The following is an 18,865-nucleotide window of genomic DNA, read 5'->3' on the forward strand; positions in this document are numbered from 1 at the left end:
TCGAGACGTGGCCACTCGGCGGCAGCAACACCGCCGAGTGGTGACCCACCGTAGTGGGGGCCACTGACAACGGCGCTCAGTCCGTACGCGTCCAGCGGGACGGGGGCGGCTCGGTGCCGTTCTCCGTCTCGTCCTCGCGGTGGAGCCGGATCAACTCGTCGCGGAAACGGTGCTCGGCGCCCGGCAGTTCGTCGTGCACCCGGGCGCCGTTCTCCCACCACTGCGTCAGGCCCCTGCCCAACTCCTGGCCCGCCTTGGTGTGCACGCAGTGCGCGTGGTCGGGTACCTCCACCAGCGCGTCGCCGCGCTCGACCATCGTCGCGACCCAGTCGGCGTGTTCGGAGGCGGTGCGGTCCTTGGGTGCGGTGGCCAGCAGGCGGACGGCGTGGCAGGCCATCATCCAGTCGCCGCCAGGCCGGGCCTCGAAGTTCCTGTGCAGCGTCTCGATCAGGACCGGGGCGAGCGGCAGCCCCGTGCCGACGTCCTCGACGGCGATCAGCCGCAGCCGCCGCCACAGATGCTCCGCCACGTCGGGCGACGTCGTGCACATCTCGTAGGCGGCCAGGACGGCGTTGTCGACCTCGCTCCTGCGGATCGCCTTCTGGAGGACGGAGACGAGGTCGTCGACGGGGATTCCGTGCGGCGAGACGATCTGCGCGTAGGGATCCTCGGTGAAGTGGCCGGGGCCGTGACGGCGTGACATGCGCCCGTTTCCTTCCGTTCGACGAACAGGCGCGTCCGGAAGCCGGAAGGGGCCCAAGGCGAACGCGACGCTAGCACGCCGGGGAAGGGGCGGGGTAGCCCTCATCGCCGGCCGTGGGGCCGGCCGTTGTCAGTGGCGTGTTCTACGGTGAGACACCACTCGACATACCACGGCGTCCAATGGGAGTGGCCTCACGGAGGGGTGGCGTGTGAGCGACAGTGCGGAGCGAGAAAGGGACTTTCATGGGCTGGAGCATGGAGATGGCCGCCGTGCGGACCACCGATCTCGACGAGGCGGTGCCGCACCTCTTCTCTCCGGCGGGCGGTACGACGCGTTTCGAGGGCGCCACCTCGATGTCACGGCCCCCCGAGATGTGCGCGGCGCTGGTGGGCGGCTGGGCGGTCGTGATCGACGTGGAACACAGGCTCTCCGAAAACGCGGGCCATCTCCGGAAGGCTTCTCGGGCGACGGACGTGCACCTGGTGCGGGTCGACGAGGTCGAGCCCGCCGCGCTGCACTACCGGGCCGGCACGCTGGTGTCGGAAGCGGTGCCCGAGTCAGGGGAGGACGGTGAGAGTTGGGCGATGAGGACGTTGCGTGAGAGGACCGGTATCCACTTCGGCGAGGGGCCGAGTGGGTTGTGGGACGTGAACTTCCAGGTGCTCGCCGTGACGACGGGGCTTCGTATCGACGAGTCGACCCACATTCCCGAGGGGGCCCTGCGCTGGGAGCTGCCCGGCGACCCCTCCGACGGCCGGGCGGACCCCACGCTGGGCGGGTTCACCACCGAGCTGAGCGTCGACACCACTACGTGCCCGGGGTTGGACGCGGGGCAGCGGCAACGCATCCGTGAGCGCGTCGCCCGGCACCACCGCGACGGAGACGTCATCGTCGCCAACTCCGAGGGAACGATCACCGTGCTGGTCGACTGGATCGTCACGTACCCGGAGTCCGCCGACCTCGCGCGGGCGCGCGCGGTCGCCACCCTGCGGGAGGCGCTGATGCCGTGAGGGTGCCCTTCGACGGCGGTCGCCTCCCGGCAGGTGCGGGCGGCAACGACTCGAAACGCCTACCGGTCCGGGGCCCGCTCACACCGTCCACGCCTCCGTCTCGACCGTCACGTGGGGGGCCAGGGCCCGCAGGAAGTCGGCCGCGTCGAAGAGTTCGCCGGCGGAGACGACGCCCACCGCGCGGGTGCGGCCGGTCAGGACGCGGTCCAGCGCCTCGACGACCAGCGGCGCGGTGACGGCGTAGATGTCCCGGCCCTGGGCGACCGCGCGGCGTTCCGCGTCGCCGGCGCGGACGCGGACGTCGACGAGGAACGTCTGGTCGGAGCGGCCGTGCGCGTCGGTGGCCGCGGGCGCGGGGGTGTCGGGGTCGGCGATGTCGCGGGCCGCCTCGGTGGTCATGTAGGTGCGCACCTCCGGCACGTCCAGATGGCTGGGCACGGTCACGACGTCGGCCATGGTGAACTCCCCGATGACCGCGCGCGGTCCCAGCGGGGCGGGGAAGCGCCACTCCAGCGTCGGCGGGGCGTCGTCGCGGTGTTCCAGCCGGCCTCCGCTGTAGCGGATGCGGCGGCCTTCGCAGCGTTCCCGGGAGACCGTGCCGGAGACGCGGGTTCCGGCGGTGGGATGCCAGCCGCTCAGCCCGTAGGCGATGTGCGCCTCGTCGGCCCGGGCCCACTCCCCCATGGCCGCCGTGACCAGCAGGTCCCCGAGGCCGCCGAAGAACGCCATCGCGGGGACGACCACCGCGCCCGCCTGCCGCGCGCGGTCGGCGTAGTGGGCGAAGGTGTCGGCGTTGGCCTCGATCTCGGCGGCCACGTCCAGATAGGGGATGCCGGCGCGCAGGGCCGCCTCGATCAGGGGTGCGGCCGTCGCGGCGAACGGGCCGGCGGTGTTGATCACGGCGGCGGTGCCGACGAGCGCCGCGTCGAGCGCGGCCGGGTCGTCGACGGCCGCGGGGCGGGGCTCGCCGCCGCGCTCGTACGCCAGGGCCTTGAGCCGGTCGGCGTCGCGGCCGACGAGGACCGGCAGGTAGCCGCGGGAGCGCAGCTCGTCGACGACGAAGCGGCCGGTGTGCCCGTAGGCGCCGTAGACCGCGATCGGTCGGGCGGACGCGGGCCCGACCGGCTGCCGCTCTGTCGTCGTCATGGTGGACCTCCGTGGTGCGTGTTCCGTTGCTGGGGAAGATCCTGTCGGCGGGCTGCACCCGCCCGCGACCGTCTGGAACGACATGCCCCATACACTTTCGGACATGACGACTGTGGCGGTGGCGGCGACCGACGGGATGCTGCACCTGGAACTGGCGCTGGCCTGCGAGGTGTTCGGGGCCAACCCGGAGGAGCTGGCCGACCCCTGGTACACCCTGGCGATCTGCGGGCCGGGCAGCGTGCGGGTCGGCAGGTTCCTGATGGAGCCGGACCGGGGGCTGGAGGCGCTGGCGGAGGCGGACACGGTGATCGTGCCGGGGTGGGCGGACGTGGAGCGGGAGCCGCCGGCCGCCCTGGTCGACGCGGTGCGCGCCGCCCACGAGGCGGGGGCGCGGGTCGCCTCGCTCTGCACGGGCGCGTTCGTGCTGGCGGCGGCCGGCCTGCTGGACGGGCGGCGCGCGACCACGCACTGGGAGCACACCGCCGCGCTGGCGGCGCGCCATCCCCGGGTGACGGTCGACCCCGACGTGCTGTACGTGGACAACGGCACGGTGCTCACCTCGGCCGGCAAGGCCGCCGCGATGGACCTGTGCCTGCATCTGGTCCGCCTCGACCACGGCTCGGCGGTCGCCAACACGCTCGCACGCCGGCTGGTGGTCCCGCCGCAACGGGAGGGCGGGCAGGCCCAGTTCGTGACGACCCCGCTGCCCGCGCCGACGCACCACCCGCTGGAGGGCCTGTTCCCGTGGGTGCTGGCGCGGCTGGACCAGCCGTTGACCGTGGAGGACCTGGCCCGGCGCGCGGGCATGAGCGCGCGCCACCTCGGGCGCCACTTCCGCGCCGCGACGGGGACGACGCCGCTGAAGTGGCTGCTGATCCAACGGATACGCCGGGCGCAGGAGTTGCTGGAGACCACGGGCGAGACGGTGGACGCCGTCGCGACGGCCACCGGTATGGGAACGGCGACCACGTTGCGCCGCCACTTCCAGCGCACGGTGGGCGTTCCGCCGGACACCTACCGCCGCACGTTCCGGGCACGGACGCCGAGCGGGGCGAGCGGTGGTCCGGCCCGCGCCCGCCGCGCGTCCTTCGGGGCGTGAGCGGACCGGCGACCGGGTGCTCAGCCGGCGGCTCCGGGCTCAGGCGGCTCGGCGGGCCGCGAGCCGGTCGGCGGCGGTGCGGGGCTCTCGCCCCAGGAGTTCGGCCAGCAGCGGGCCGGCCTCGGCGAAGTGGCCGGCGCGGGCGGCCTGGTACCAGGTCAGCAGGAGCCGGGCCATTCGTTCCGGCACACCGCTCGCGACCTGGTCGGCGACCCACCGCGCGTCGTCCACGACGACGCGCCTGACGGCGGCGCCGGTGAGCCCGGAGGCGATGCCGGCGAGTTCTTCGAGGGTGACGGCGGTCGGCGCGGTGAGGGTCACGGGGCCGTCGAAGGCGCGGTCGCCGGCGAGTACGACCGCCGTGGCCTCGGCGATGTCGTCGCGGTCGGTGTACGGCACGGGGCCGTCCGCCGGCCGGGCGATGACGCCGGTCCGCCGCCACGGGCCGAGGACCTGGTCGAGCGGGCCGTAGGCGCCGTTGCGCAGCGCGGTCCAGGCGACGCCGGAGTCGTCGAGGACCGCCTCGGTGGCGCGGTGAATGTCCGACGGCGGGTACGGGTTGCCCGGGACGGCGCCCTGCTGGCTCGTGTAGACGATCCGTCGGACGCCGACCTCGACCGCGGCCCCGACGGCGTTCCGGTGCAGGGCGACCAGGTCGGCGGCCGGATCGTTGCCGGACACCAGGAGGACCTGTTCGGCGCCGGCGAAGGAGTCACGCAACGCGGCCGGGTCCTCGTAAGAGCCCTGCCGCACGCGCACGCCACGGTCGGCGAGGTGACGCGCCGCGGCGGCGTCGCGGACGCTGACCCCGATCCGGTCGGCGGGTACGCGCCGCAGGAGGTGCGCGACGGTGGCGCCGCCCAGTCCACCGGTGGCGCCGGTGACAACGATCATTTCCTCATCCTTCCTGAGCGCCCACGGCGTCTTCCGGCCGTTCACGGCGTCAACCGTGACCGTGGACCGGCCATAAGCTGACCATGCCAGTCAGTTTATCTTGCGTCTGCGACCGTAGGTAAACTGACTCGGCGAGTCAAGTCCCGCCCCGGGTGTGATGCGATGCCCGCGGTCGGAGCGTTCCGTGCGTTCCGTACGGTCCGCACGAGAAGGAGGCAGGTGAGGGCCATGGCCGGTGCGACGCCTTCGGGACCCCGGCTGCGCGCCGACGCCCGGCGCAACGCGGAGCAGATCCGCGCCGCCGCGATCGGCGCCTTCCAGGGGCAGGGCCTGACGGTGCCGCTGGAGGAGGTCGCCAGGGCGGCCGGGGTGAGCAAGGCCACCGTCTTCAACCGGTTCGGCGGGCGGATCGGCCTCATCGAGGCCGTCATCGAGGAGGTCGTGGCGAGTGAGCTGTCGGCCGTCATCGACCGCACGCGGACCATCGACGACGCCGGCGAGCGGATCACCCACTACCTCACCGCGCTCCGCGACCTCCAGTACCGGCAGCCCGCCTTCAACGACGTCCTGTTGCGGACGTATCCGGATTCACCGGGGCTCATGGAGATCTGCCGGGTCGGCGGCGAGGCCAACGAGGAGTTCGTCGCGGCGGCACGGGCATCCGGCGCGCTGCGGCCGGAGTTCACGGCGGGCGACCTCCAGGCGCTCGTCGTCGACAACGCCCTCGCCCTCCGGCACGGCGAGCGGCCAGGCCGGGACGACTACGACCGCCGCACCCGGTACCTGCTGGACGGGATCCGGGGGCACTCCCCCGCCCCCGGCGGCTGCTGACCGCGCGGCCGACCCGGCGGAGTCGGCGGAGTCGGCGGGCCGGCCGGTGCGAACCCCGGCCGTGCGCAACGGGCCCGCGGGGTCGGGGCGCGGCCCATGTCCACGCCCCGGCCCGACGCCCTGAGCGGGTACCAGGACGCGTCCGGCGGCCCGGGTTCACCGCGCTCTCTCGCGCCACCACGGCTCGACGGCGGTCAGGTCACGGAACGCGTTGGTGACGCAGTGGAGTTCGCCGCCGACCGTGCCCACGCCGTGCGCGTACTCCCAGTCCTCGACCCAGGCGACCCGGACACCCACCCGGGCGAGGGACTCCTCGGTGGCGCGCTGGAAGACGTCCGCGCCCGAGGCGTCGAGCGGGGCGTGCGTGTCGGGTGCCAGGAAGACCTCGGTGCCCGGCTGGACGCCGTTGGCCACCGCCGGCAGGTGGTTGGCGACGACGCCCTGCCGTGGGTGGCCCGGGATGTCCAGGCTCTCGAAGAGGGCCGGGACCCGGACGATGTCCTCGTCGGTGAGGGCCAGTTCCTCGGTCAGCACCGCGAGCGCCGCGTCCACGCCGGCGGACGCCAGCTCGGTGCCGGCCCGCAGCTGGGGGTGTTCCAGGGCGGCGGCCACGGTCAGCCCGGGGTAGGGCGTCAGCTCCGGATCCACGTCGCGGACCAGCGGCTGCTCGCCGCCGCCCGCCTCCGCCACCTCGGCGAGCAGGCGCAGGCCCCAGTCGGGGTCGGCGACCAGCGCGGCCCAGCCCCGCTCGTTGTCGGCGGGCACGAAGGACAGGAACTCGTCGATGTGCCCCACGCCCAGCCAGCTGGTGTCCACGGCCAGCGGGTCCTGCTCGCCCTGGGCCGCGAGCAGTCCCGTGAACGCCGGGTCCGGGGCGGCGAGTCCGCCGTCCGAGCCGTAGAGCACCCGGCCGGTCGGAAAGTCCGCGGCGGCTGTCCGGTAGGGCGGGGCGACCAGGAAGTTGCCGGTGGAGCTGAACGAGCCCCACAGCGCGCTGTGCTCGTCGTCCCCCACCCGGTCGGCGGTGAACTCCTGGAGCACGGCGGTGTCCGCACCGCGGAAGACGGTGAACGCCGTCCGGCCGCCGTCCCGCAGCGGGAAGTCGGCGCTGCTGCCCTCCGGCATCACGTCGGCCGAGCGGAGGAGGACGCTCAGCCGTCGTGGCTCCCCGTCGGGCCCCGGCGCCATGGCGTAGCCCGTGATGAACTGGTCGCGCGTCCACTGGTCGCCGCCCGTGGGGTAGTCGAGCAGCCGATCGTCGACCCCGGCCTCGGCCAGACCCTCGGCGAGCCCGGCGCGGAACTCCGCCTCGCCGGGCAGGTGGGGCTCGGCGGGTGTCCCGGGGTCGTAGCCCTCGCGCTCCGCCTGTTCGGGAGTAGTGCCGTTGTCCGAGACCAGCATCCGTTCCACCGGCAGCAGGTCGTGGGTGAGCAGCAGCGGCGCCACCCGCAGACGCACCCGGTCCCGATAGGTCTCGCCCCGGTCGTCGATGGTCAACGTGACGTCCACGAACCCGTTCCATCGCTCGGGGTCGCGCACGATGTCGCGCACCTCCAGCGCGAAGTCCGCCCCGTCCACCAGCTGTTCCCGCGTCAGCTCGCCGCCGTCCGGGAACGGTGTGTGGGTCGGTTCGCCGTCGGGGCCGGTGCCGCGCAGAAAGAGCCCGGCGTGCCGGGCCGACGCCTCGTCCAGACTGAGCGTCGCGCGGGCGGCAGGGCCGGGGTCGGCGCCGCCCGCCAGCCGGAGCGGGGCCAGGTCGGCGGCGTCCTCAACGTCGGCGACCACGTCGTCCGTCCCGTCGTGGCAGGCGGCGAGGCGCTCGTCGGTCAGGCGTCGGCCGTCGGGGGCGAGCGTCGGGCAGCGCCCGGCGTCGTCGTCGATGTTGGGCAGCACGAGGGCGCCCCGGTCGTCGTGCCACTCACCCTTGCCGGCCTCGTCTCGGTGGGTCGGCCGGCCGTCGCGGTCGGTGTCCGCCAGCAGACGGGGGCGGTCCGGCGCCTGCGACGAGCCGTGGGCGCTCACTCCGGCGGCCACCCCGGTGCCGAGCAGGGCCACGGCCAGCAGGCCGCCGGTGGTCCGGCGCCGCCGGGGCCAGGAGCGGAACGGGTTCGGGAACGGTCTCTTCGACATACCGCCAGCCTGTCCCGGGGGCGGGCGGCGGCACATCGGCGTTTCGGCGGAGACGGCGCCCGGCCGGCCGGGGAGCCTCCCCCTTTCGGCAGAGGCGGGGAACGGCGGCCCTAGGCTGGGCGGATGAGGTGGCGCGCGTGGCTCGGTCCTGCCCTTGTCTGCGGTGTGGCGGGCTGGGCCGGGCACGACGTCCGCGCCGTGGGCTGGTCGATCACGCTGCCGGCGGCGCTGGCGGTCGGCGCCGCGCTGCTGTGGCCGGCCCTGTCCGGCCGCCGGCCGGCGGGGGTGCCGGCCGGGCGGCTGACCGTGGCGGCGGTGGTCACCCTCTCGGCGGGGGCGACGCTCGGCTACGGCGGGTCGTCGCCGAACCGGGCCGGGGTGTGGTGGCTGGTCGAGACGGCTGGGCTGTTGGCGCTGCTGACGCTGGTCGTCCGGGCCGAGCCGGCTCGTTGGGCGGTGCCCGCGGCGGGCGGGCTGCTGCTGGCCCTCGGCGCGCTGCCGACGCGGCTCGGGCTGCGGATGGAACCACCCTCGCCGGCGGGCGAGTTGGCGGTGCTCTGCGCCGGCTGGGCGCTGGCCGGGCTCGCGGCGGCGGTGGGAGGCGCGGCGCTGCGGCGACTGGACCGCCACCGGGAGCTGGCGGTGGCGGAGGCCAGGCGGGCCCAACGGCTGGCGCTCGCGCGGCATCTCCACGACTTCGTGGCCCACGAGGTGAGCGGCATGTTGGTACGGGCGCAGGCCGGCGGGGTGGTGGGCGAGCGCGATCCCCGGGCGGCGCTGGCCGCGTTGGCGGAGGTCGAGGAAGCCGGGCAGCGGGCACTGGCCTCGCTGGACCACGCGGTGCTGCTGCTCGGCGCGGCGGACGGCGGGGCGCCGGCCGGTGCCCCGCCGTTCGAGGCGGGGCTGGCGGAGCTGGCCGCGCTGGTGGCGCGGTTCCACACGGCCGACGACGCCGAGGTGGTGCTGGAGCAGGACCCGGCGACCCGCGCGCCGGGCCTGTCGGTCGCCGTCTCCGGCGCCGCCTACCGCGTGGTGCTGGAGGCGCTGACCAACGTCCGGCGGCACGCGCGACACGTCGGCCGGGTGCGCGTGGTGGCCCGGCGGCGGGGCGCCGAGCTGGAGATCAGCGTCACCGACGACGGGGCGGGCGGCAGGGGCGCGGCCGGGGACGCCGTCGGCCGCCCACGGGCGGGTGGCGGCACGGGGCTCGCCGAACTGGCCCGGGAGGTCGGCGCGTTGGGCGGCACGCTGACCGCGGCGGCACGCGTCCCTGGGGGCTGGCGGGTCACGGCGAGATTCGTGGCAGCATGGCCGACGTGACGACGCGCATCGTGATCGCGGACGATCAGGCGGCCATCCGGCACGGCTTCCGGCTGGTCCTCGACGCGCAGCCCGACCTGTGCGTGGTCGGGGAGGCCGCCGACGGCGCCGGGGCGTTGGCGACCGCCCGACTGCTGCGGCCCGACATCCTGTTGGTCGATGTCCGGATGCCCGGACCGGACGGCCTGGAGGTGGTCCGGCAGTTGGCCGGCGACGGGCCAGGCGCCGTTCCGGAGACCCGGGTCATCGTGGTGACGACCTTCGACCTCGACGAGTACGTCTATCCGGCGCTGCGTGACGGGGCGGCCGGCTATCTGTTGAAGCGGTCGGGGCCGACCCTGCTGGTCGAGGCGATCCGGGCGGCGATGTCGGGCGAGGCGCTGGTCTCGCCGTCGATCACCGTCCGCCTGCTGCGCGGCCTGACCGCCTCCCCCGCGCCCGCCACGGCACGGGCCGCGCTGACCGAACGGGAGGCGGAGGTGGCCGGGTTGGTGGCCCAGGGGTGCACCAACGCGGAGATCGCCGCCGAGTTGCTGATCTCGCCGGGCACCGTGAAGACCCATGTGGCAAGCGCCCAGCGGAAGGTCGGCGCCCGGAACCGGGTCGGCGTCGCCGCCTGGGCCTGGCGCACCGGCCTGGCCCGCTGACCCGCGCCGCCCGCGTCGGGCGGGCGCTTGACGGCGTCGCCGACTTGGGGGTGTCGGGCGCTCTTCTCTCGCGGATTCTCTTCGCACGGAGGGAGCGTAGACATGCGTCAGGGGATCGTGCGCGGACGCGAATGATCATGGTTTCTTGCCCATGGAACCAGCCGTTCTCCGCACCTCGCCGCCCCCGGGAACACCGGCCCTCTCCTGCGTCTTTCACGGTCTGGACCGCCGCGAAACCGTCCTGAAATCGACGGCACGCGCCGTCAACGCGGCATCGCCGCTCCGTCACCTCCGCAAAGCACGGTGCCCGTGCGGAGAGGCGGAACGACGCGGGCCGGGTGGCGCCCCCGCGGCGGCGGACAGTTGACGTTTACCCGGCGCCGCCCCGCCGGGAAGCCTTGTCCGGCCTGCCGGACGGCCGCTACGGTGCTCACGTACCGGGCCGCGATCGCGGGGCCTGGGGGCTGCTTCGACGACATCAGCGCGGTTCGGCGCATCGACACCCTTCGTGCGTGCGCCGCCGAGCGAGCTTCTCCACCTCCCGCCCCACGGCGGGACGTTGGCGCCTCGACGGCGTGCCTTCCCCCGGGAGGTAGTACCCCCATGCGCTTGTCTCGTCATCGCCCCCGCCGCTGGCTGGCGGCCACGCTGCTGGCCGTCGCCGGATTGGCCGGCGGCACGCTCACCGCGCCCCCGGCCGCCGCCGCGCGCCCCCTCGCCGAGGAGGACGACGGCGCCGACTGCCAGGTCGAGCCGGGCTCCGGGCCGTCGAACGCGTTGCTGCCCGACCCGTTCACCCGGCTGGACGGAAGCCGGATCACCAGCCGCGAGGACTGGCGCTGCCGCCGCGCGGAGATCAGGGAGCTCGCGGAGCGGCACGTCTACGGCGACCGGCCGGCACCGCCGGAGAGCGTCTCCGGCACCGTCTCCCCGACCGGCGTCACGGTCAACGTCCAGGATCAGGGCCGGAGTGCGGGCTTCTCGGTCTCCGTCGACCTGCCGAGCGGCACCGGCCCGTTCCCCGCCGTGGTGGTCTACGGCGGCTTCGGCGCGGACACCGCCGCGATCAAGGCGGCGGGCGCGGCCGTCATCTCCAACGACCCGTACGCCGTCGGCGCCTAGGCCGTCTCGTTTGGATCTTCGCGGGGGCGCGACGCCAGCTACGGCACCTCGCTGCGTTACCGAATCGCGCGAATACGACCAAGTATGAGCTGCGATCCGGCGCCTTGCGATGCACCGCATCTGACGCCGCGCCCTGATCCACGAAGATCCAAACGAGACGACCTAGGGCACCCCGAGGAACGCCAAGCGCGGCGCGTTCTACGACCTCTACGGCGCGACCAGCCCCACCGGGCTGCTCCAGGCGTGGGGTTGGGGCGTCAGCCGGATCATCGACGTGATCGAGCAGTCGGACGGCACCGTGCTGCGGGCCGACGCGACCGGCGTCACGGGGTGTTCGCGGTTCGGCAAGGGGGCGCTGGTGGCGGGCGCGTTCGACCAGCGGATCGCGCTGACCATGCCGATCGAGTCCGGCACCGCCGGGGTGCCGATCTTCCGGGGGGTGGCGGCCGAGGGCGGCCAGCCGCCGGACAGCGCCTACGGTGAACAGCCCTGGCTGGGCGACGCGTTCGGCTCCTACACGGGCGACACGGCCGCGCTGCCGGTGGACACCCACCAGATCCTGGGGATGATCGCGCCGCGCGGGCTGCTGGTCATGGAGAACCCGCACGTGGACTGGCTTGGCGCGCGGTCCGGCAGCGTGGCGGCGCTGGGCGGCGCCGAGATCTACGAGGCGCTGGGCGCGGGCTCCCACCTCTCCTATGTCTCCGACGTCCAGGACGGCACCCACTGCGCGTCCCGCGCGGAGTGGAACGGCCCGCTGACGCGGTCGATCCAGGCGTTCCTGCTGGGCTCTGGGTCCCCGCCCGACGTGTTCCGGGTCTCCGGCGCGAAGTCGGGGAACCTGGCGGAGTGGCGCGACTGGCAGACGCCGGTGCTCACCGACTGAGCCCCCTCCGCGGTGCCGGGGCGCGCGGAGCGGGCGCGCGCCCCCATCCCGGCCGCGGCAACGCCGCGCCGCGGGCCGGCGGGAAGCGGACGGGCACGGGGAGTTGGCGGCCCCGGGGGATCGAGCGGCGGCGCCGCGTGGTCGTCGTGGACATCGCGCGCTCGGGGCCCCGAAGGTAGACGGCGGGGCGTGCGGAGGTGCACCCTTCCCCTGCCACCTGTATCGATAAAGAGATCCCGGCTCCACCCGCCCCGTCGCCCTCCCCCGCACCCCGCGGGCCGCCCCCCGCCCCCGAACACCCTTGCCCCGGCGGCCCGTTGGGGCGCGGCCCGGGGCGCTGACCTGCGCCGCCGAACCCGGAACCGGTCACGGAACCGGTGACGTGAAAGAGTTTGACGAGCATCGGACAATGCACACTGGGTGGGCACGACCGACCACAGAGACCGCACCGTATCGCCGCGCGATCCCCAGCGCGCGGCAGCACCGGAGGGACCGCAGATGTCGGAGCAGCCCGCGACCCAGCCGCGCGACGCGGACAAGCGGCCGACCATCTACGAGGTCGCCCGGCTCGCCGGGGTGTCCCACCAGACGGTCTCCCGGTTCCTGCGCAAGGACCCCACCATGCGGCCGGACACCGTGCGCCGGGTCTCACACGCGGTGGAGAAGTTGGACTACCGCCCCAACCTGGCGGCCCGTTCGATGCGCACCCGCAGGACCAACCGGATCGCGGTCATCCTCCCGGAGACCACCTCGTTCGTCCCGACCCGGCTGCTCAGCGGCGCCGCCGCCGCCGCGCACGACGCCGGCTACCTGGTGGACGTCGTCGGCCTGGAGGGCGACGCCGCCGCCCGCGCCGAGCGGATCGGCGCCCTGCTGCAACCGGCGAACGTGGACGGCATCCTGTCGTTCACCCCGCTCGCCGAGAACCTGGAGCGGCTGGCCCCCAGCGGGCCGCGGGTGCCGATCGTGGTGGACGGCGAGTACGACGACAACATGCGGGCCCGCGCGCTGCTCGCCGACGCCAAGGCGGCCGACGAGATCGTCGGCCACCTCGCGGACCTGGGCCATCGCACCTTCGTACATGTCGCGGGCCCGAAGACCTTCGCCTCCGCGCTGAACCGCCGCACCGAGTACGAGGCGTCCGTCGCCCGGCGCGGGCTGGTCTCGCACGCGGTGGTGGAAGGCGACTGGAGCACGGGCTCCGGCTGGAAGGCGGGGCGCGAGGTGATCGCCGGCTCTCCCGCGACGGCCGTCTTCGCGGCCAACGACCGGGTGGCCTTCGGGGTGATCCGCGGGTTGCAGAGCGTCGGGGTCGACGTGCCGGGGCGGGTCAGCGTCTTCGGCTGGGACGACGACGAGTTGGGACGGTACTTCCAGCCGCCGCTGTCCACTGTCCGCGTCAACCGGGAGAGCCAGGGCCGGGCGGCGTTCCAGCGGCTGCTGTCCCTGCTGCACGGGAAGCAGCCGGCGGCGCCGATGGACACGGCGGGACTCAACCAGCTGATCTTCCGCGACTCCACCGCCCCACCCCCCACCGTCTGAACACACCCCCGGGCTGAACGCCCCCGGGGGGCGTCGTGCACGCCCCCCCCGCGGACGGCGCGTGAACCCACGCGACCGCCCCCACCAACGACGGGGAACGCCCCGCCTCCGCACCGCCCAACGTCCCCCTCCCAGGCCCCCGTTGACCGGCGGCGGCGCGGCGACCACGGACTCGGCCGGCCGGGGAGCCGCGCTGACGGGGAGGCGACCCCGGCCCGGGCGCCCCCGCATGTCGTCGACCCGCGCCCCCGGTGGACGGTTGCCCGCGAGGTTCCCCACGCCCCTGGGGAACGCGTGGAACCCGGGCCGGCAACGGACTTCCCGAAACCCTTGCACCCCGTCGCCCGACACACCAAAATCGCACGCATACCCACCGACCCGCACATCGGTCGGAGCACCCACCCCCGCGGCTCCGCCTCTCCGCAAAGCTAAACGAGGGACTTGTGTGATCGATAACTCATCCCTAGAGTCCCCCTTGTTGAAAGCGCTTACTGACTGAGGAGCCCCTCGTATGTCCTCACCTCCCTCCCGTCTGCGCGTCGCGGTCGTCGGCACGGGTGGCATCGTCACGGGCAGCCATCTGCCCGCGCTCCGCGCCCACGCCGACCGCGTGGAACTCGTGGCCGCCGTCGACGTCGACCCCGCGCGACTCGCGACCTTCCGTGAGGCGGCCGGCTCGCTGTGGCAGGGGGCCGGCGAGTTCACCGACCTCCCGACCATGCTGGCCGAGGCCCGCCCCGACCTGGTGCTGATCGGCACCCCGCCCTCCCTCCACCGCGAGCAGACCGTCGCCGCGCTGAAGGCCGGCGCCTGGGTGCTCTGCGAGAAGCCGCTGACGCTCTCGCTCGCGGAGTACGACGAGATCGCCGCCGCCGAGGAGGAGTCCGGCGCCTACGCCTCCGTCGTCTTCCAACACCGGTACGGCTCCGGCGCGGTGCACGCCAAGGAGCTGATCGCCGGCGGCGAGCTGGGCGCCCCACTGGTCGCGCACTGCCAGACCACCTGGCACCGCGACACCGCCTACTACTCCGTGCCGTGGCGCGGCCGGTGGGAGACCGAGGGCGGCGGGCCCACGATGGGCCACGGGATCCACCAGTACGACCTGCTGCTCCACCTGCTCGGCGACTGGAGCGAGATCCGTGCGATGGCCGCGCGGCTGGTGCACGACGTGGAGAGCGAGGACGTCTCCACCGCCCTGGTCCGCTTCGCCGACGGCGCGGTCGCCACCGTGGTCAACAGCGTGCTCTCCCCCGACCAGGTCAGCGACATCCGCATCGACTGCGCCGAGGCCACCGTCGAGCTGAGCCACCTCTACGGGCACGGCAACGCGGACTGGAAGTACACCCCGCGCCCCGGTCTCGACGACGAGGAGCGGGTGACCCGCTGGCGCACGCCCAAGGACGACCTGCCCAGCTCGCACGCCGCGCAGCTCGGCGTGGTCCTGGACGCGCACGACGCGGGCGTGCGCCCTCCGGGCAGTGGCCCCGACGCGCGCCGCACCGTGGAGTTCGCCGCCGCGCTCTACAAGTCCGCGTTCACCGGCAAGCCGGTGTTCGCCGGGGAGATCGCCGAGGGCGACCCCTACTACACCGCCATGCACGGCGACCACCCCGACTGGAGGCCCCAGCGATGACGATCCAGGTCACCCACACCCACGGCGAGCGGATCGTCGTCTCCTCAGGCGACGTGGAGCTGCTCTCCTACGTCTACCGCCCCGACCCGGACCCGTTCGAGTCGCGCAAGCCGTACATCCACCCGCTGCGCACCCTCACCGGCAACCTGGTCAGCGGCTACCGGCCCAACGACCACCGCTGGCACAAGGGCCTGCAGATGACCGCCAGCCACCTCTCCGAGCAGAACTTCTGGGGCGGCAACTCCTACCTGGGCCCCGAGGTCGGCTACCAGCGCGTCGACGACCGGGTGGGCTCGATGCGGCACGACGGCTTCAGCGCGGTGGAGTCCACCGACGAGCGCCTGGACATCGCCGAGGAGCTGACCTGGGTCGAGAACGGCGGCGCCGAGTGGGCCAAGGAGCGGCGCGGGGTCTCCGTGCACTCGGTCGACGCGGCCTCCGGTTCCTACGCCATCGACTGGTCGATCGACCTGACCAACGTCCGCGACGCCCCGCTGGCCTTCGGCTCGCCGACCACGGCCGGTCGGGAGATGGCGGGCTACACCGGTCTCCAGTGGCGCGGCCCCAGGGACTTCACCGGCGGCGCGGTCCTCGGCCCCGAGGAGGGGCAGGAGGGCCAGGAGCTGATGGGCACCCAGGGCCCGTGGCTGGCGTTCTCCACCTCGCACGACGACGTGGACGCGCACTCCACCCTGGTCTTCGCGCACGCCCCCGAGAACCTGGACGAGGAGCGGGCGGTGCACGCCTCGCACTGGTTCGTGCGGTCGACGCCGATCCCGACGGTGGCGTTCTCCTGGGCGTTCTTCGAGGAGTTCGAGCTGGCGCCGGGCGAGTCGTTCGCCTTCCGCTACCGCGTGCTGGTCGCCGACGGCGCCTGGGACAGGGAGCGGATCGCGGCCCGGCTCGGTGAGCTCCCGTGGTGAGCCTGGAGCGCCCGCTGCCGGGCGCGATCGGCCTCTCCCATCTGAGCGCCTACGAGTGGGAGGCGGCGGACGGCGTCTGCGGCGGCAGCCCGCATCTGCACCTGGTCTGCACCGAGGCGTACGTGGTGACCGGCGGCAGGGGCGCGGTGCAGACGCTGGCCCCCGGAGGCTTCCGGGAGGTCCCGCTGGAGGCGGGGTCCGTCGCCTGGTTCGCGCCGGGCACGGTGCACCGGATGGTGCAGGGCGGTGATCTGCGGATCACCGTGCTGATGCAGAACAGCGGGCTGCCGGAGGCCGGGGACGCGGTCTTCACCTTCCCGCCCGAGGTGCTGGCCGATCCGGAGCGGTACGCGGAGGCGGCGGGGCTTCCCGCGAAGTCGGGTCCCGAGGCGGAGGCCGCGGCGCGGCGCCGCAGGGATCTGGCGATCGAGGGCTACCGGCCGCTGCGCGCGGCCCTTGAGGCCGGCGACCCCGGCCCGTACCGGGAGTTCCAACGGACCGCCGCCGAGCTGGTGCGCCACCGCGTGCCGGCCTGGCGTGAGCTGTGGCGGGCCGGCGCGCTGGCGACGGCCGAGCGGACGGGCCGGCAGCTCGACGCGCTGGAGGCCGGCGACCCGGCCTATCTGGCCGGGGCCGAGGCGTACGACGCCGTGCCCTCGCGGCTGGGCGGCTTCGGGATGTGCGGCAGGCGCGACGAGTACGAGGTACCGGGCGCCACGCTCCACCAGGACGGCTGAGGCCCCTCACCGGGGCGGGACCGATCGTTCCCGCCCCGGTTCGGAGAACCCGAATGTTCTCCATATTTTCTCTTATTTCAGACCATTGACCCCGCAGTAATCGATTACTAGGGTGGCCGCTCACCATCGGGTGATCGTTCACCTCCCGGCGGGAGAGCCGCACACCCTGTGTCCCGTCCGGGACCCGGTGCCGGCCGGGCCACGGAATCGCAGCTGAACAGTGCGACGGAGGACCCCGGTCCTCGGCAACGTCGACGGGATGACGCACTCAAGGAGGAGCGCCCGTGCATCCGATACAGGTGAAACCGCCGGCGGCAGCCGCCCCGGCACCCCGGTGCCGAGATAACGCGCCACGCGCCGGCGGGTCGGCGGCGCGGGCCACGGCCACGGGACGGGTGCGATGAGCGCGCTCGGCGAGCTGAGGTCGATGAGCCGGTCGCGCAAGCGCGGCGGGCAGCAGCTTGAGGGCACGACCCCCGACAAGAAGCCTGACAACAAGGCGGCGGCGATCTTCCTGGCCCCCTGGCTGCTGGGACTGATCGGCATCACCCTCGGTCCGATGCTGGCCTCGCTCTATCTGGCCTTCACGGACTACAACCTGCTCCAGGACCCGGAGTTCACCGGACTCGACAACATCCGCCGGATGCTGGACGACGACCGGCTGGCGAACTCGCTCCAGGTGACGTTCACCTACGTGCTGGTCTCCGTGCCGCTCCAGCTGGCCGTGGCCCTCGGCCTGGCGATGCTGCTCGACCGGGGGGTGCGCGGGCTGCCGCTGTACCGCTCGATCTTCTATCTGCCCTCGCTGCTGGGCGCCTCCGTGGCGATCGCCGTGCTGTGGCGGCTGGTCTTCGGCGCCGAGGGGCTGTTCAACTCCTTCCTCGACATCTTCGGCATCGAGGGCAGGGGCTGGGTGGCCGACCCGGACACCGCGCTGGGCACGCTGATCATCCTGCACGTCTGGACGTTCGGCGCCCCGATGGTGATCTTCCTGGCCGGGCTGCGGCAGATCCCCCGGGAGCTGTACGAGGCGGCGGCGACGGACGGCGCCAGCAAGAAGCGGCAGTTCCTGTCGATCACGCTGCCGCTGCTGAGCCCGATCATCTTCTTCAACCTGGTCCTCGGACTGATCGGCAGCTTCCAGTCGTTCACCCAGAGCTTCATCGTCTCCAACGGCACCGGCGGGCCGAACGACTCGACGCTGTTCTTCTCGCTCTACCTCTACCAGGAGGGCTTCACCAGCTTCCGGATGGGCTACGCATCGGCGCTCGCGTGGTTGCTGCTGCTCATCATCGGCGCCTTCACCGCCCTGAACTTCTGGGCCTCCAAGTATTGGGTCTTCTACAATGACTGACGCCGTAACGGAAAAGCAGCCAGCCCCGGTGGACGCGCGGCGCGCCGGCGCCGACCGGCGGCGCGGGGCGACCAGCGTTCTCAAGCACGTCGGGCTCATCCTGGTGGCCCTGCTGATGCTCTATCCGCTGCTGTGGATGGTGGTCAGCTCGTTCCGCCCCAACACCGACATCTTCACCGAGCCGGGTCTGCTGATCGACACGTTCGACTTCGACCACTACCCCAACGGCTGGGACGCGCTCGCGTATCCGTTCAACACCTATCTGTTGAACTCGTTCATCGTGGTGCTCGGCTCGGTGATCGGCAACCTCATATCGTGCTCGATGGCCGCCTACGCGTTCGCCCGGCTCAAGTTCCGTGGGAACAAGCTCGCCTTCGTGGCCATGCTGCTCACCATCATGCTGCCCATCCACGTACTGATCATTCCGCAGTACGTCTTCTACGCCCAACTCGGTTGGATCAACACCTATCTGCCGCTGATCGTGCCCAAGCTGCTGGCGACGGACGCCTTCTTCATCTTCCTGATGGTGCAGTTCATCAGGGGCATCCCCAGGGAGCTGGACGAGGCGGCCAGGATCGACGGCGCCGGACACGCGCGGATCTACGGGCAGATCATGCTGCCGCTGATGGTCCCGGCCCTGGCGACCACGGCGATCTTCACCTTCATCTGGACCTGGAACGACTTCTTCACCCAGCTGATCTTCGTGACCAAGCCCGACCTCCAGACCGTGCCGGTGGCGCTGCGCTCGTTCATCGACGCGCAGAGCCAGTCCGACTTCGGCGCGCTCTTCGCGATGAGTGTGGTCTCGCTGATCCCGGTGTTCCTGGTGTTCCTCTTCGGTCAACGGTTCCTCCTCAGAGGCATCGCCACCACCGGCGGCAAGTAGCC

The 18,865-nt window shown here is 73.4% G+C and carries 16 protein-coding genes and 1 pseudogene; 13 read left to right on the top strand and 4 right to left on the bottom strand.

All coding sequences use genetic code 11. From position 1 onward, the window contains the following. Nucleotides 1-76 precede the first annotated feature (76 nt). Nucleotides 77-703: an AAA family ATPase gene (locus tag FH715_RS11545; RefSeq protein WP_170184705.1), complete on the bottom strand. Its 627-nt coding sequence runs from the start codon at nt 701-703 to the stop codon at nt 77-79. A 242-nt stretch (nt 704-945) separates the two neighbouring features. Between FH715_RS11545 and FH715_RS11550 the strand changes: the two genes are divergently transcribed. Further along, entirely contained in the window at nt 946-1,713 is a 768-nt protein-coding gene (locus FH715_RS11550) for a hypothetical protein (RefSeq protein WP_139644108.1), read from the top strand. Between the two features lie 78 nt (nt 1,714-1,791). Here the strand turns inward: FH715_RS11550 and FH715_RS11555 are convergent, their stop codons facing one another. Further along, the gene (locus FH715_RS11555; protein WP_139644111.1) at nt 1,792-2,859 is read right to left on the bottom strand and encodes a saccharopine dehydrogenase family protein; all 1,068 of its coding nucleotides are present in this window, start codon (nt 2,857-2,859) and stop codon (nt 1,792-1,794) included. Nucleotides 2,860-2,962: 103 nt separating this feature from the next. Between FH715_RS11555 and FH715_RS11560 the strand changes: the two genes are divergently transcribed. Beyond that, entirely contained in the window at nt 2,963-3,958 is a 996-nt protein-coding gene (locus tag FH715_RS11560) for a helix-turn-helix domain-containing protein (protein WP_139644114.1), read from the top strand. 39 nt (nt 3,959-3,997) lie between these two features. Here FH715_RS11560 and FH715_RS11565 read toward each other — a convergent pair whose 3' ends face one another. After that, nucleotides 3,998-4,852: an NmrA family NAD(P)-binding protein gene (locus FH715_RS11565; protein ID WP_139644117.1), complete on the bottom strand. Its 855-nt coding sequence runs from the start codon at nt 4,850-4,852 to the stop codon at nt 3,998-4,000. Between the two features lie 228 nt (nt 4,853-5,080). Between FH715_RS11565 and FH715_RS11570 the strand changes: the two genes are divergently transcribed. Next, nucleotides 5,081-5,683 (top strand): TetR/AcrR family transcriptional regulator, encoded by a 603-nt coding sequence (locus tag FH715_RS11570; RefSeq protein ID WP_139644120.1) that lies wholly within the window; start codon nt 5,081-5,083, stop codon nt 5,681-5,683. Between the two features lie 156 nt (nt 5,684-5,839). On the opposite strand, the gene FH715_RS11575 is transcribed toward FH715_RS11570, so the two are convergent. Further along, entirely contained in the window at nt 5,840-7,813 is a 1,974-nt protein-coding gene (locus FH715_RS11575; protein ID WP_139644123.1) for a protein-arginine deiminase family protein, read from the bottom strand. 123 nt (nt 7,814-7,936) lie between these two features. On the opposite strand from FH715_RS11575, the gene FH715_RS11580 reads away from it, so the two are divergent. From FH715_RS11580 to FH715_RS11620, 10 genes and pseudogenes are all read left to right on the top strand, one after another. Next, a complete protein-coding gene (locus FH715_RS11580; protein ID WP_139644126.1) occupies nt 7,937-9,133 on the top strand; it encodes a sensor histidine kinase in 1,197 nt (398 codons plus the stop codon). Continuing rightward, nucleotides 9,121-9,780 carry a response regulator gene (locus tag FH715_RS11585; RefSeq protein ID WP_139644129.1) on the top strand — a complete coding sequence of 220 codons (660 nt, stop codon included), beginning with the start codon at nt 9,121-9,123 and terminating at the stop codon, nt 9,778-9,780. Before FH715_RS11580 ends, FH715_RS11585 begins: the two co-directional genes overlap by 13 nt. A gap of 603 nt (nt 9,781-10,383) precedes the next feature. Further along, nucleotides 10,384-10,902, top strand: coding sequence for a glucuronyl esterase domain-containing protein (locus tag FH715_RS28850; RefSeq protein WP_246108691.1), 519 nt, complete (start codon nt 10,384-10,386; stop codon nt 10,900-10,902). 190 nt (nt 10,903-11,092) lie between these two features. Further along, nucleotides 11,093-11,788 (top strand): annotated as a pseudogene (locus tag FH715_RS28855) (glucuronyl esterase domain-containing protein); the annotation flags it as partial. A gap of 498 nt (nt 11,789-12,286) precedes the next feature. After that, on the top strand, nt 12,287-13,330 hold the full coding sequence (locus tag FH715_RS11595) for a LacI family DNA-binding transcriptional regulator (RefSeq protein WP_139644132.1): 1,044 nt from the start codon (nt 12,287-12,289) through the stop codon (nt 13,328-13,330). 511 nt (nt 13,331-13,841) lie between these two features. Further along, nucleotides 13,842-14,963: a Gfo/Idh/MocA family protein gene (locus tag FH715_RS11600; protein WP_139644134.1), complete on the top strand. Its 1,122-nt coding sequence runs from the start codon at nt 13,842-13,844 to the stop codon at nt 14,961-14,963. Continuing rightward, nucleotides 14,960-15,886: a DUF6807 domain-containing protein gene (locus FH715_RS11605; RefSeq protein ID WP_139644137.1), complete on the top strand. Its 927-nt coding sequence runs from the start codon at nt 14,960-14,962 to the stop codon at nt 15,884-15,886. The genes FH715_RS11600 and FH715_RS11605 overlap by 4 nt, the downstream gene beginning before the upstream one ends. Then, nucleotides 15,883-16,623 carry a cupin domain-containing protein gene (locus FH715_RS11610; protein WP_246108693.1) on the top strand — a complete coding sequence of 247 codons (741 nt, stop codon included), beginning with the start codon at nt 15,883-15,885 and terminating at the stop codon, nt 16,621-16,623. The genes FH715_RS11605 and FH715_RS11610 overlap by 4 nt, the downstream gene beginning before the upstream one ends. A gap of 400 nt (nt 16,624-17,023) precedes the next feature. Next, nucleotides 17,024-17,977, top strand: coding sequence for a carbohydrate ABC transporter permease (locus FH715_RS11615; RefSeq protein ID WP_097231863.1), 954 nt, complete (start codon nt 17,024-17,026; stop codon nt 17,975-17,977). Beyond that, nucleotides 17,970-18,863 carry a carbohydrate ABC transporter permease gene (locus FH715_RS11620; protein WP_139644141.1) on the top strand — a complete coding sequence of 298 codons (894 nt, stop codon included), beginning with the start codon at nt 17,970-17,972 and terminating at the stop codon, nt 18,861-18,863. The genes FH715_RS11615 and FH715_RS11620 overlap by 8 nt, the downstream gene beginning before the upstream one ends. Nucleotides 18,864-18,865: the final 2 nt, after the last annotated feature.

This window comes from Streptomyces sedi (genome assembly GCF_006335015.1).
GTDB lineage: Bacteria > Actinomycetota > Actinomycetes > Streptomycetales > Streptomycetaceae > Streptomyces > Streptomyces sedi.